Below are 13,780 nucleotides of genomic sequence, written 5' to 3' on the forward strand. Positions count from 1 at the left end.
GCTGAACCGGCTGTCGCCCGTGACCGCACACATGGCAACCCGCCCCCTTAACGTCTTGTGATTCGAGATCGCGGCGTCCTGCCACGTAAAGGCCATAGCGCTGCATCGCCCACCGCGACGGCCTTGGCCCGAGCGCTCCAGGAGGCCGGCGGCACGAAGCGGGACTTCAAGCGTGGACGGCGCCGAAGGGCCTGCGCCAGCGGCGCTGCCACTGCCTTCGCGACTCCCCTGACAATCGCCCTACGCTGACCAAAGCAGGACGATGCAGCCCCCTTCGACCCCAGGCCTGACGCAGGACGCCCCCTCGGCTTCCCCCGCCTTCCTCTCCGGCGGCGGCGAGATGGGTGCGTTGATGCGGGCGCACGACTGGGCCTCGTCGCCGCTCGGCCCGCCGCAGTCCTGGCCGCAGGCCTTGCGGGCGATGGTGAGGTTGATCCTGAACACCGGCCACCCGATGTACATCTGGTGGGGCGCTGAAAACGCCTGTCTCTACAACGACGCCTACCGCGAATGCATTGGCCCGGAGCGCCACCCCTGCTCGCTGGGCCGGCCGGCGCGGGAGGTGTGGGAGGAGATCTGGCCCATCATCGGCCCGCAGATCGAGCAGGTGCGCGATGGCCGCGGCGCGACGTGGAACGTCAACCACCTGGTGCCCATCACGCGGCATGGCCGGCGTGAGGACGTGTACTGGACCTACAGCTACAGCCCCATCGACGACGAGCACAGCCCGCACGGCATCGGCGGCGTGCTGGTGGTGTGCACCGAGACGACGGAACAGGTGCTGGCCAACAAACGCATGACCGCGGAGCGCGACCAGCTGGGGCAGCTGTTCGAGCAGGCGCCGTCGTTCATGACGCTGCTGAGCGGCGCCAACCACCGCTTCGAGATTGCCAACCCGAGCTACCTGAAGCTGGTGGGCAACCGCGACGTGGTGGGCAAGACACTGGCGGAGGCGCTGCCGGAAGCGGTCGAGCAGGGCTATCAGCTCCTGCTGGACAGCGTCTACGCGAGTGGCGAGGCCTACATCGCCAAGGGTGCGAAGTTCAGCTACCAAGGCAGCCCGGGCACGCCGGGGGCCGAGCGCTTTGTGGACTTTGTGTACCAGCCGATCAAGGGCAGCGACGGCAGCGTGACGGGCATCTTCGTGGAGGGTGCGGACGTGACGGACCGCGAGATGGCCGACGTGGCGCTGCGCGCCAGCGAGGCGAAGTACCGCGAGCTGGCGCAGGCGCTGGCCGAGTCGAACCGCGCCAAGGACGAGTTCCTGGCGACGCTGGCGCATGAGCTGCGCAACCCGCTGGCGGCCATCCGCAATGCGTTGACGCTGCAGCGCCGCGCGCGGCACGACGAGCGCATCCTGGAATCCAGCGGCGACATCATCGAGCGCCAGATGGCGCAGATGGTGCGGCTCATCGACGACCTGCTGGACCTGTCGCGCCTGACGCGCGGCATCGTGGAGCTCAAGCGCGAGCCGCTGTCGCTGATCGGCATCGTGCGCCATGCGGTGGACACCAGCCTCCCGGGCGTGGAGCAGGCCGGCCACACCCTGGTGGCGCACCTGCCCGAGAGCGACTGCGTGGTGGAGGCCGACGAGACGCGGCTGATCCAGGTGCTGTCCAACCTGATCAACAACGCCACCAAGTTCACGCCGCGCGGCGGCCACATCGAGGTGGGCTTGCAGTGCGAGGCCGGGGTGGCGGTGCTGTCGGTGCGGGACGACGGCATCGGCATCGCGCCCGACATGCTGGACCGCGTGTTCGACATGTTCGCGCAGGTGCAGCGCTCGCACGACTACGTTGGCGGCGGCCTGGGCATTGGGCTCACGCTGGTGCGGCAGCTGGTGGAGCGGCATGGCGGCAGCGTTGAAGCCCACAGCGCCGGCGAGGGCCAGGGCAGCGAGTTCGTCGTGAGGCTGCCGCTGGCCGGGCAGGCGGCTTCGTCGGCCCAACCTGCTGATTCGGCGCACACCGGTTTTGCGGCTGGGGGCCTGCGGGTGCTGGTGGCCGATGACAACGTGGACGCCGCGGAAAGCCTGTCGGAGCTGCTGGCCTTGTACGGCAACGAGGTGCGAACGGCCGCGGACGGCATCGCGGCGTTTGCGATTGCGCAGGAGTTCCTGCCTCAAGTCATGCTGGTGGACATTGCCATGCCTGGGCTGAATGGCCACGAGCTGTGCCGCAAGGTGCGCGCGCTGCCTTGGGGGCGCGATGTGCTGATGATTGCCGCCACCGGCTGGGGTCAGCAGGACGATCGGCAGCGATCGATGGAGGCCGGCTTCGACCACCATCTCGTCAAGCCGGTGGACTACGCCACGGTGGATGCGCTGCTGGCGGGCAAGGCGCGCGGCTGACCCGTTGAGGCGCCGCGCCGCCAGGCGTTACCAACTGCCCTGGAAGGAGTTGCCGTTGAAGCGGCTGTCGCCGGTGATGGCGCGCAGGTCGACGAACTCGAAGTCTGACGCCTGCAGGGTCTTGAGGTTGGAGATCGTGGCGTCCTGCCACTGCGCGCTGGGTTCGCCCTGCACGTAGAGGTCCGAGCCGATGTCGGCCACGTACAGGCCGTAGCGCTGCATCGCCACGGCGACGGCCTTGGCCTGGGCGCTCCACGCCGACGGCGGCACGAAGCTGGCCTTCAGGCGCAGCAGGGCGCCAAAGGGAACGCCGCCCGCCGTTTCGCCGCCGGCACGGTGGCGGGCGGGCCACGCGTAGCTGCGTGCGAGCACGCTGTCGCGCAGCGTGACGCGCAAGGCATGGTGGATCTCGCCCGCGTTGGCTTCAGCAGCCTTGGCCAGCAGCGGCAGGATGGGCAGGCCGGCAGCGTCGCCCGAGGTCCAGGTGTCGGGCCGCATCGCGTTGCTCTTCATGTCCCACGCGGCGGTTGAATAGCTGTACCACTGCGCGTTGAGCTTGTAACTGGCGTAGCTCTCCCACAGCCGGCAGCTGCCTTGTTCCAGCACCAGCACGTGGCGGTCGCCGCACTGCTGCGCGTCATTGCAGGCGCCGCCCTCGGCCTTGAGCAGGTTGTCGAGCGGGAAGGGGAAGCGGCGGTTAGGCGCGGTAAGCGTCGTGCAGTCGCGCACGAGGCCGTAGCCTCCACCTACCGGTGCGGCGCAGTCGCTCTCGTCGGGCGCGCCGGCGCCATTGCCGGCACGCGGGTCGGTGGGGTTGAACGAGACCGTTGGCCAGCCGGTGGTGGCCGTGGCCGCGGTGCTGCCGTCCACCACGTTGTACGGAATGCCGTAGTAGTCGGCGGGTTGTTGCTGGTTTTCGCTGGTCCCCCAGTCGGGGTGGAAGGCCCGGGTGGTGCCGATGCTGTTGATCCACGTCGCGCTGCTGGCGTGCACGGGGAAGCGCTGTGCGTCGTCGATGCGGGTGTTGAACACGGCGGTGGCCGGAAAGACGTCGCAGCCGCCGATCTGTGGCGCAGCGCCGGGTGCGGGAGAAGGCGTGGGCGACGGAGCCGGCGCAGGAGTGGGCGCGGGAGCGGGTGACGGCGCTGGTGCCGGCTGGGGCGGCGCGGGAGTGGACGGGCTGCCGCCACCGCCACCGCCACCGCAGGCCGTCAGGCCGACGGTCGTGGCCAGGAGGACCAGGCTGCCGATGTTCTGCTTGATCGGGTCGCTTCGCATTTGTTCTTCTTCAACATGGCGCAAGCCAAGTGCCAGCGGCCATGTTGAAACAAGTGCGTCGCAGCGAGCACGCCCAGGTGTACGGGGATGTAAGCGCCGCCGTGCTGGCCGCGCTTGCCTGCGGCGCCGGGCACAACGTGCACACCGACGCCGCGGGCTGCTGCGCCTACTTCGCGGTGACGGAGAAGTTCTTCGACCCGAAGTTCATGCCGCCCGATGAGGACGTGATTTCGAAGCCGTACTGGACGTCACCCACCACCAGGTCGGCCATCCAGCCGAGGTTCCTCAGGTAGTTGAGGATGGCCAGCACGTCGATCGTCGTGTTGTTCGTCTTCGTGGTGCGCAGGAAGGAATAGACCATGTTGCCGCCGTTGTTGCCGCGGTAGACGTTCCAGGTGGCGCCGCCCACGTTCACGTTGGTGTAGACAGGAATCGCGCAGCCTTGCGCAGTCCAGTTGTAGGAGATGGGCTTGACGTTGCCGCAGCCACCGGCCGTGCCGGTGTAGTTGAGCCACAGCATGATCTCGTGGGCGTTGTTGCCCACCCAGACGTCGAAGGTGGATTCCCAGGCGCCGCCGGTGGGCGTGGTGGCTGAGACGGTCGACGTTAGCTGCGACAGCGAGCTGATGGTGCGGTTGACGGTGTAGGTGATGTGGGGGTACGACTTGATCCCGCCGGTGTTGGGCTGATCGGACCAGACGCCCCAGTCGGCATTCGTGTTGGCCCAGATCGTCTGCGCACCGGCGGCCACGCCGCCGCAAGGCGACCAGACGTCGTTGTTGAAGCCGTACTTGCCGTAGGTCCAGGTGGCGAACAGGTTGGTGGCCGAGCAGGATGCCGTGGCTGGCGAGGAGGCGGCCCAGGTGGCGGCCTGCGCGCCCGGGGAGGCGAGGGCCATGGCGACAAAGGCGGCAGCGCCCAACGCGCGATGAAGTGATTTCATATGTCTCCGTTTTGGTTGAAAGGGGTCGTCGCCCACGACCGCGACCGTTGTGGCAGCGTTGTCATGGGCGAATTAATTCGAGCCCCGAACAATTAGTTCGACCATCGGGCTTACCCGCCCGTTTGAAACAAGCGGTCAGGCCGGCTTCGCTTCGTCGTCGTATGAGAGCGTGCGGTTTTGCGCAACCAAGCGCTCAGCGCTTGCCGGCACCTTGCCCGGTCAGGCCATGCGTCTTCAGCCAGCGCACCAGCGTCGGAAAGTAGTCGGCGTGGAAGCCGGTTGTGGTGGCTGCCTTGTGCCCGCTGTCGAGATCGGTCGCCCACAGGCCGTGGGCGGCGTGGTCGAGGATGGTGATCTGGTGGTCGCGGTTGCCGGCCTGGGCCAAGGCCTGGCGCAGCAGCGTCACGCTGCGCTCCACCGGCACGAAGGCGTCGCGGTCGCCGAAGACTGCGAGCATGGGCACTTTGACCTGGGCGTAGGAGGGCAGGGGGTCGAAGTACCAGAAGGTCTGGGCGCGCCGGCTCGGCAGGTCGGGCAGCTTTTCGTGGAACTCCACCAGGTGGGCCCAGCGCGTGTCGGTCTTGGTGCGGGCCGCTGCTTCCAGCCACTCGCGGCCATCGCCGGTCTTCACCCAATGCATCAGGCGGCGCTCGTAGTCGGCCGCCTCGGCCACGTCCGCGGCGCTCAGGCCTTCGTTGCGCGCGCTGGTCTCGACGCGATAGATCTCCTGCTCGGCCGCCGTGACCGACGGCCCGGACTGCGCGATGACGAAGGCGACGTCGCTGCTGCGCGCCGCCGCGATCGGGGCGACCCAGCCGCCTTGGGAATGGCCCCAGACGCCGATGCGCCGCGGGTCGATGCCCGGGGCCTGCTTGAGCAGCCGGACCGCTGCGGCAGCGTCGTCGGCCAGGTCGTTGAGGCCGGTCTCACGCACGTCGCCCTTGGACTCGCCCACGCCGCGCTTGTCGTAGATGAGTGCGGCGAGCCCTTGGCTGACGAAGAACTCGGCTTGCTGGCGATAGGCCTCGCGCGGTGCATCGGTGGACATCGGCGCGAGCACGACGGCGCCATGCGGGCCTGGGGTGGCGGGCAGCATCAAGGTGCCGGCCAGGCTCAGCGCGCCGTTGGTCCAGCGCAGCGGGCGCTCGATGATGTTCACGCGCACGCCCACCTGCGGCCTGACGCCGGCTTCGGTCCACAGCAGTCGCTCGCGCTGGCCTTGCGTGGGCAGTTGCTTCAGTGTCAGGCGCACCGGCCAGGGCGATTGAAGCGACGAGCCGGCGGTGGCCACGCCGTCGCCGCGTTCGAACAGGAAGGACCAGCGGCCCGAGCCGAACTCGATGACGGTGGGCTGCGGGAAATCGGTGAACGAGCCGACCGACACGAGCCGGCCATCGCGCAGCCGATACAGGCCTGGGGTGACAGCGGGCTGCGGCGCGGACACGACCCGCACCATGGACAGGCGGCAGTGGTCGGCCGCGGCGGACAGCAGCGCTTCGCCTTCACGCCGGGCGGCGCACGGGCCGCCGCCCATGGCGGCCGGCAGCGCGAAGCCGATGCGGCCGTCGCCCATCGTGGCGCCGGGCAGCGGCTGCCATTCGCCACCGGCATTCACGCCACCGCCGGGCATGGCGTAGGCCAGGCGCGGCTGGTTGTCGACGAGCTCGGCGCGCAGGCGCCAGAAGGTCGGCCGGCCGCCGACCTCGATCAGGCCGGCCCATTCGCCGCCGGTGGGTTCACTCGCCGCCGCGTGCGCGACAAGCAGCGGGGCAAGCAGGAAGGAGAGCAGGAAGGAGAGCAGGGCGGCGCGGCGTCGGGAGGGAGTCATGAAGAACGGGTCGGAGGAATCTAACGAAGCCAGCATCTTCTGCACCTCGCCCCGGCGGCGCTGCTGCGTTGCGACAGATTGCTGGATGGCAACGACGAAAGGCGGCGCCGACGCAAGTCAGCTCAACGGCCGTGCGGCCAGGAAGCTTTCGCGCAGCACCGCCACGGAATCCTTGCGCCAAGCCGCAAACACCGCCGAGGTCTCGATGGCTTCGGCCAGCGGCCTGAACACCGCCCCCTGCACCCCCGCGCGCTGGAAGGCCGCCGGCACGATGCTCACGCCCAGCCCCTGGGACACCAGCGACACGACCGACAGCCAGTGCCGGCCCTCGTGTTGCAGCCGCGGGTAGAAGCCGTGCTGGCGGCAGATCTCGACGATGCGGGCGTGATAGTCCGGCGAGCCTTTGCGGGAGAAGAGGATGAAGGGCTGGTCGCTCAGGGCCGCGAGCGGAATCTCGGCCAGGCCGGCGCTGGGGTGGCCGGCGGGCAGGCAGGCGAGGAAGGGTTCGCTGTAGAGCGGCTGGGAGGCCAGCGCGGGCGGCAGGCGGTCTGTGTGGACGAGGCCGAGGTCCAGTTCCTCGCCCAGCAGCGCGTCGATCTGGTCCTGCGAGTTCAGCTCCACCACGACGACCTCCACCTTGGGGTGGCTGGCCTGGAAGGCCTGCAGCCAGGCCGACAGCCCGTTGAACAGCGTGGAGCCGACAAAGCCCAACCGCAGCCGCCCCACCTCGCCGGCCTGCACCTCGCGGGCCTGGGCGCAGGCGTCTTCGGCGCGGTCGAGCAGGGCCTGTGCGCTGGCGCGGAAGGCCTGGCCCGCGGGCGTGAGGCGCACGCCCTTGCTGTCGCGGTCGAACAGCCGTGCGCCGACGCTGGCCTCCAGCTGCTGGATGGCCACCGACAGCGGCGGCTGCGAGATGGCCAGGCGCTGGGCGGCGCGGCCGAAGTGCAGCTCCTCGGCCAGCGCGAGGAAGTAGCGCAGGTGGCGAAACTCCAGCGAGCGAATGGCGGTGGTGTCGATAGGCATTGCGAATCGTCGAAGTCGTTTCTTGAATTGGACACGAATCGCGGCCAGAGGAATACTGAGGGCCATACGCGCGCGGGTTGTCGCCCGGCCGAACCCAACACTCGAGGACACCACCATGGTCACCAAGGCAAGCTTTCACTGGGACGACCCGCTGCTGCTGAACGAGCAGCTTTCCGATGACGAGCGCATGGTGCGCGACGCGGCGGCAGCCTACTGCCAGGACCGCCTGCGTCCGCGCGTGCTGGAGGCCTTCCGCAACGAGAAGACCGACGCCAGCATCTTTCGCGAGATGGGCGAACTGGGCCTGCTGGGCCCGACCATTCCCGCCGAGTACGGCGGCGCCGGCCTGAACTACGTCAGCTACGGCCTGATCGCCCGCGAGGTGGAGCGCGTGGACTCGGGCTACCGCTCGATGATGAGCGTGCAGTCGTCCCTGGTGATGGTGCCGATCAACGAGTTCGGCAACGAGGCGACGAAGAAGAAGTACCTTCCCAAGCTGGCCAGCGGCGAGTGGATCGGCTGCTTCGGCCTGACCGAACCCAACCACGGCTCCGACCCCGGCTCCATGGTCACGCGCGCCCGCAAGGTGGACGGCGGCTACGAGCTGACCGGCAGCAAGATGTGGATCACCAACAGCCCCATCGCCGACGTGTTCGTCGTGTGGGCCAAGGACGACGGCGGCCAGATCCGTGGCTTCGTGCTGGAGAAGGGCGCCAAGGGCCTGAGCGCCCCGGCCATCCACGGCAAGGTGGGCCTGCGGGCGTCCATCACCGGCGAGATCGTCATGGACGCCGTGTTCTGCCCTGAAGAGAACGCCTTCCCCGACGTGCGCGGCCTGAAGGGCCCGTTCACCTGCCTGAACAGTGCGCGCTACGGCATTGCCTGGGGTGCGCTCGGTGCGGCCGAGGACTGCTGGCACACCGCCCGCCAGTACACGATGGACCGCAAGCAGTTCGGCAAGCCGCTGGCGGCCAACCAACTGGTGCAGAAGAAGCTGGCCGACATGCAGACCGAGATCACGCTGGGCCTGCAAGGCTGCCTGCGCCTGGGCCGCATGAAGGACGAGGGCACGGCGGCCGTGGAGATCACGTCCATCATGAAGCGCAACAGCTGCGGCAAGAGCCTGGACATCGCCCGCATGGCGCGCGACATGCTCGGCGGCAACGGCATCTCCGACGAGTTCGGCATCGCCCGCCATCTGGTGAACCTGGAAGTGGTGAACACCTACGAGGGCACGCACGACATCCATGCGCTGATCCTGGGCCGGGCAATTACCGGCATCGCCGCCTTCTGATGACTTGAGACAGGGGCGGCGGCGCGAGGCATGCTCGCGATCTTCCAAACAAGGAGACCGCCGATGACGACCCGCCGCCACGCCTTGCTCGCCGCCGCCACGCTGCCCGCTGCGGCTGGCACGGCCACCGCTCAAGCCGGTTGGCCCGGCGCCGACGAGATCGCGAAGCGCGTGGAAGAGGCCCGCGCCGCCGAGACCGCCTTTGCCGCGGCCTTCGCGGCGCGCGACGTGGCCGGGTTTCGGCGCTTGCTGGCACCCGACACGATTTGGATGGGCAAGGCACCGCTGAACGGCCCCGATGCGGTCATGTCGGCCTGGAACGGCATGCTCACCTCGCCCAAGCCGCCGTTCAGCTGGTCGCCCGACTTGGTGCTGGTGCTGCCCAGCGGCGACCTGGCCCGCACCACCGGCCCGGTGCTGGACCCGGACGGCAAGGTGACGGCGCGCTTCCAGTCGGTGTGGCGCCGCAAGCCCGCCGGCGGCTGGGAGATCGTGTTCGACTTCGGCACCGAAGTCTGTCGCTGATCCGATCGATCAGCGCGGCGTCGTCAGCTGAATCTCGAACAACCGCGGCCAGAGCTTGCCGGTGACGAACAGGCGCTTCTTCGCCGCGTCGTACGCGATGCCGTTCAGCACGTCGTCTTGGCCCGTGCGCTGGTTGGCGGGCAGCAGGCCGGTGAGGTCGATCCAGCCGAGCACGCGGCCGGTCTTGGGGTCGATGCGGGCGATTCGGTCGGTCTGCCAGATGTTGGCGAGGACCTCGCCGTTCACCCACTCCAGCTCGTTGAGCTGATCCACCGGCCGGCCGTCGGCCGTCACGCGTACGCGGCGTAGTTCCTTGAAGGTCAGCGGGTCCAGGAAGCGCAGCTCGGGGCTGCCGTCGCTCATGACCAGTTCCTTGTCGCTGTGCGTCAGGCCCCAGCCTTCGCCGGGGTAGCTGAACTTGCGCCAGAGCTTGAAGGTCTTGAGGTCGAGCACATAGGCCGTCTGCTCCTGCCAGGTGATGGCGATGAGGCGGTCACCCCATTGCGAGATGCCTTCGCCGAAGACTTCGGGCGGCAGGTCGACCTGCTGCAGCACCTTGCCGGTCTCGATCTCCACCTTGCGGATGCTGGAGCGGCCGCGCAGGCCGGTGCCTTCGAACAAAAAACCGTCGTGGAAGAACAGGCCTTGCGTGAAGGCGTTGGGGTCGTGCGGATAGCTCTTGACGACCTTGAAGCCCTGGACGGGCGTGGCGGCCGTGGCCAGGGGTGCGGCCATGGCGCCGGCAAGCGCAGCCAGCAGGACACGCCGCTGTGGATCGAAATTCGAATTCATGCCGTCAGCGTAAATCAAGCAACGGCGGGACGGTTTCTTCCAGCAGTCCGACAAGCTCCGGGTCCATGAAGCGGTAGTCGTCGGGGATGTCGAGCACGTGCAGCGGCTTGCCCGCCAGCAGTTCGGCGTGGTCCTGCATCAACCGCGCCTTGTGCTTGCTTTCCATGACGATGATGACGTCGGCCCAGGTCAGGTCAACATGGCTCACCTGCTTGCGCGCGCTGGCGCTGGTGCCAGCCGAGCGCACGGCCAGGGCGGGGTGGCGGCGGAACACCTGCTCCGCCGTCGGGCTGCGCCACTGGTTGCGGCTGCAGATGAACAGAACCTTGAGCTTGCCCAGGTTCACGCACCACCCAACGACTTGAACAGTGCCGCCTGCCGCAGCCACTGCGTCAGCCGCAGCCGGATGCGGGTCTGCTCGGCGTCCAGTACGGCGCTTTTGGTTTGCAGCCAGTCGGCGCGGGCAATGGTGCCGACCTCGTAGCGCAGCGCGGCCAGGCGTTCGTTTTCGGTGGCCTCGCGCAGCCGGCCGGTGTTGGCGGCGAACTGCTGCGCGGAGCGCTCGGCCTCGATGCGCTGGGTCTCGATGTCGGCCAGGGCCTTCTGCAGCGTGTCGCGCAGCGTCAGCGCCGAGGTGTCGAGCTCGGTGCGGGCGCCGTCGCGCTGCAGGGCCAGGCGCTGCCAGTCGATCATGGGCACGACGAGGTTGGCGCCCAGCGACGCGAGCGGCTGCGACAGCCAGTCGGCTGTGCGTGAGCCGCCGGTACTGATGCCCGCGGAGAAAGACAGGCGCGGGTAGCGGTCGGCCTCGCTGACGCGCAGCCGGGCCAGCGAGGCGTCCACCCCGAGGCGGGCCTTCTGCACGTCGGGGCGGCGGGCGAGCACGTCGGCGGGCTCGGCCAGGCGCCAGCGCGGGGGCTCGCCCGGCGGCAGCGCGGCGTCCGGTGACGGGCCGGGCAGAGGTTCGTCCAGCAGCAGTGCCAGGATCTGGCGCTGCAACTGCGCGTCCGCGGCAAGGTCGGCCAGGCGGGACTCGGCGGCCTGCAGGTTGACGGCGATCTTGTCGAGCTCGATGGGCAGCAGCTTGCCTTCGCGCACGCGCTGCCGCGTCAGCTCCAGCGTCTCGCGGGTAAGCGCGAGCTGGTCTTGCGCCAGCGGCCGCTGGGCGCGGATGGCGGCGAGCGTCCAGTAGGCCTCGGCCACCTGGCTGCGGATGGACAGACGGGCGGCGGCGATGTCGGTGCGCGCGGCCTCGGCCTGGGCGCGCTGGGCGGCGGTGGTTTGCGCCAGGCGGTCCCACAGGTCCAGCTCGTAGCCCACACCCAGCGACGCGCCGTAGCTGCGGCTCCAGCCGGTGGAGGTCGTCACCGGCACGGCCACGCCGCCGATGTCGACGTTGCGCGTGCTGCTCTGCGTCTCCAGCGGGCGGCTGGCATTGGCGGAGACGCTGGCGCTGGGCGTCCAGCGCAGGGCGCTCTGGTCGGCCAGTAGCTGCGCCTGCTTCCAGCGCTGGGCGGCCAGCGCGATGTCGCGGTTGGCGTCCAGCGCGCGGGCCTGCAGCGCGGCGAGCGTGGGGTCGAGCAGGCCGGCCCAGTCGGGCGCGGCGTCGCCACCGCTGAGGCTCCAGGCCATGGGCGCGGCGACTTCCGGCGCCTTCGCGGCGGGGCCGTGGGCACAGCCGGCGAGCAGCAGGGCGGTGGCCAGGGCGATCAAGTTCAGTTTCATGTTCTTCACTCCCGTGCCAGCGCATCCACCGGGCTCAACGCGGCCGCGCGCCGCGCGGGCAACGTGCCAAACACCAGCCCCACGCCGCTGGACACCGCAAAGGCCACGCCCAGCGCCGCCCAGCTGATGACAACCTGCAGATGCTGCTGGGCCGCATTGACGGCTTGCGCCGCCAGCCAGCTGAGCAGCACGCCGACCAGGCCGCCGAGGATGCAGAGCACGACGGCCTCGATGAGGAATTGCAGCCTCACATCCCCCTGGCGCGCGCCGACGGCCATGCGGATGCCGATCTCGCGGGTGCGTTCGGACACCGACACCAGCATGATGTTCATGACGCCCACACCGCCCACCAGTAGCGAGATGGCCGCCACGCCGGCGAACAGCGCCGCCATCGCGCTCGTCACGCTCTGGAACTTGCGGAACTCCTCTTCGCCATTCCAGGTGCCGAAGTCCTCGCGGCCGTGCAGGGCCTTGAGGCGGTGGATGATCTGCTCACGCACCTGCTGGGGCGGCACGGTCAGGTCCAGCAGCACGTCGAAGTTGTCGACATCGGCGCGTGCATCCAGCTTGCGCGAGAAGGTGGTGTGCGGGATGTAGAGCTGGCCCAGCCAACTGCCGAAGCTGAAGGCGCCGCCCTCGGGCGCGACGACGCCGACGACCGTGAAGGGCAGGGCGGCCGTGGGCGGTGGTGGCGCGCCGGGCAGGGCGGCCTGCTGGGCGTCAGGCGCCATGCCGGGATTGATGAAGACGAGCTGGCCCAGCGGCGACTCGCCCTTCTTGAACAGCGCGTCGCGCGACTTCTCGTCCAGCACGACGACCTGGCTGCGTGTCTCGAAGTCCATCGCGCTGAGGTAGCGGCCCTGCACGAGCTTGAGCTTGCGCGCCTTCAGCGTGGCCGCGTCGCCGCCGATGGCTTCCAGCATCGCGTCGCGCGACTGGTGGCGGGCGGTGAGTTGCATCTGGCGGTTCAGCGTGATGCTCTTGACGCCGGTGAGTGCGCGCAGCGAGTCGATCTCGTGCGGCCGGAATGGCTGGGGCACGGCGCCCGGTGGCAGGCCGGGGTTGCCGCGCCAGACGGGGATGCGGCCGGAGATGAGGCTGCTGAGATCGGTCTCGATGGACGAGCGCGCCGCGGTGGTGAGCGCCACGATGCTGACGACCGAGGCGATGCCGATGCTGATGCCCAGCATGGACAACGCCGTGCGCAGCCGGTTGCCCTTGAGCGCCAGCAAGGCGGTGGCGACGGCCTCGCGCCACTGCACCTGGATGCGGCGCAGGCGGCCGCCTTCCTTGACGGGCGGCGCATCGCTGGGCAGTTCGGTGGGCGCAACATGGCCGGCTGGCGTGCCGTTGTCGGCGACGACCTTGCCGTCCTTCAGCTCGATGACACGGCGCGCGTGGGCGGCCACGGCGGCATCGTGGGTGACGAGGATGATGGTGTGGCCGCGCTGGTTCAGCTCCTCCAGCAGGCGCAGCATCTCGGCGCCGGAAGCCGAGTCGAGCGCGCCGGTGGGCTCGTCGGCCAGGATGATCTGGCCACCGTTCATCAGCGCCCGCGCGATGGACACGCGCTGCTGCTGGCCGCCGGACAGCTCGTTAGGGCGGTGGTGCAGGCGGTCGCCCAGGCCCAAGCGCTCCAGCAGCGCACGCGCCCGCTCGCCCCGCGGGCCGGAGCCGACGCCGGCATACACGGCGGGCAGGGCGGCGTTGGCGCGTGCGTCCAGGTGCGGCAGCAGGTGGTAGCGCTGGAAGATGAAGCCGAAGCGCTCGCGGCGCAGCCCGGCAAGTTCGTCCGGGCCGAGGGTGCCGGCGTCCTTGCCGTCGATGTGGAAGCTGCCGCGCGTCGGGTTGTCCAGGCAGCCGAGCACGTTCATCAACGTGCTCTTGCCGGAGCCCGACTGGCCCATGATCGCGACGAACTCGCCGGCCTCGATGGACAGGCTCACGCCGTCCAGCGCGGGCACGTCGATCTCGCCCAGTTGGTAGTGCCGGGCGACGTCTTTCAGCTCGATGAGAGCCATG

At 69.4% G+C, this 13,780-nt stretch carries 11 protein-coding genes; 3 read left to right on the forward strand and 8 right to left on the reverse strand.

Features of this window, described 5'->3' with window-relative positions; all coding sequences use genetic code 11:
- Nucleotides 1-262: 262 nt before the first annotated feature.
- Nucleotides 263-2,350 carry an ATP-binding protein gene (locus tag AC07V5_RS24125; RefSeq protein WP_495118266.1) on the forward strand — a complete coding sequence of 696 codons (2,088 nt, stop codon included), beginning with the start codon at nucleotides 263-265 and terminating at the stop codon, nucleotides 2,348-2,350.
- A 27-nt stretch (nucleotides 2,351-2,377) separates the two neighbouring features.
- On the opposite strand, the gene AC07V5_RS24130 is transcribed toward AC07V5_RS24125, so the two are convergent.
- From AC07V5_RS24130 to AC07V5_RS24145, 4 genes are all read right to left on the reverse strand, one after another.
- Nucleotides 2,378-3,628 (reverse strand): hypothetical protein, encoded by a 1,251-nt coding sequence (locus AC07V5_RS24130; protein WP_495118267.1) that lies wholly within the window; start codon nucleotides 3,626-3,628, stop codon nucleotides 2,378-2,380.
- Between the two features lie 166 nt (nucleotides 3,629-3,794).
- The gene (locus tag AC07V5_RS24135; RefSeq protein ID WP_495118268.1) at nucleotides 3,795-4,571 is read right to left on the reverse strand and encodes a GH12 family glycosyl hydrolase domain-containing protein; all 777 of its coding nucleotides are present in this window, start codon (nucleotides 4,569-4,571) and stop codon (nucleotides 3,795-3,797) included.
- 193 nt (nucleotides 4,572-4,764) lie between these two features.
- Nucleotides 4,765-6,399, reverse strand: a complete 1,635-nt coding sequence (locus tag AC07V5_RS24140) for an alpha/beta hydrolase family protein (RefSeq protein WP_495118269.1) — start codon at nucleotides 6,397-6,399, stop codon at nucleotides 4,765-4,767.
- A 117-nt stretch (nucleotides 6,400-6,516) separates the two neighbouring features.
- Entirely contained in the window at nucleotides 6,517-7,392 is an 876-nt protein-coding gene (locus AC07V5_RS24145; RefSeq protein ID WP_495118792.1) for a LysR family transcriptional regulator, read from the reverse strand.
- 145 nt (nucleotides 7,393-7,537) lie between these two features.
- Between AC07V5_RS24145 and AC07V5_RS24150 the strand changes: the two genes are divergently transcribed.
- Together AC07V5_RS24150 and AC07V5_RS24155 are read left to right on the forward strand one after the other, a co-directional pair.
- On the forward strand, nucleotides 7,538-8,716 hold the full coding sequence (locus tag AC07V5_RS24150; RefSeq protein ID WP_495118270.1) for an acyl-CoA dehydrogenase: 1,179 nt from the start codon (nucleotides 7,538-7,540) through the stop codon (nucleotides 8,714-8,716).
- Between the two features lie 63 nt (nucleotides 8,717-8,779).
- Entirely contained in the window at nucleotides 8,780-9,241 is a 462-nt protein-coding gene (locus AC07V5_RS24155; RefSeq protein WP_495118271.1) for a YybH family protein, read from the forward strand.
- Nucleotides 9,242-9,250: 9 nt separating this feature from the next.
- On the opposite strand, the gene AC07V5_RS24160 is transcribed toward AC07V5_RS24155, so the two are convergent.
- Genes AC07V5_RS24160 through AC07V5_RS24175 form a run of 4 tightly spaced genes read right to left on the reverse strand, consistent with a single transcriptional unit; the run spans nucleotide 9,251 to nucleotide 13,779 of the window.
- Nucleotides 9,251-10,033, reverse strand: coding sequence for a glutaminyl-peptide cyclotransferase (locus AC07V5_RS24160; RefSeq protein WP_495118272.1), 783 nt, complete (start codon nucleotides 10,031-10,033; stop codon nucleotides 9,251-9,253).
- Between the two features lie 4 nt (nucleotides 10,034-10,037).
- The gene (locus tag AC07V5_RS24165) at nucleotides 10,038-10,379 is read right to left on the reverse strand and encodes a low molecular weight protein tyrosine phosphatase family protein (protein ID WP_495118273.1); all 342 of its coding nucleotides are present in this window, start codon (nucleotides 10,377-10,379) and stop codon (nucleotides 10,038-10,040) included.
- Nucleotides 10,376-11,758: a TolC family protein gene (locus tag AC07V5_RS24170; protein WP_495118274.1), complete on the reverse strand. Its 1,383-nt coding sequence runs from the start codon at nucleotides 11,756-11,758 to the stop codon at nucleotides 10,376-10,378. Before AC07V5_RS24170 ends, AC07V5_RS24165 begins: the two co-directional genes overlap by 4 nt.
- A gap of 5 nt (nucleotides 11,759-11,763) precedes the next feature.
- The gene (locus AC07V5_RS24175) at nucleotides 11,764-13,779 is read right to left on the reverse strand and encodes an ATP-binding cassette domain-containing protein (protein ID WP_495118275.1); all 2,016 of its coding nucleotides are present in this window, start codon (nucleotides 13,777-13,779) and stop codon (nucleotides 11,764-11,766) included.
- Nucleotide 13,780 lies beyond the last annotated feature (1 nt).

This window comes from Roseateles sp. GW821-FHT02E12 (assembly GCF_059421665.1).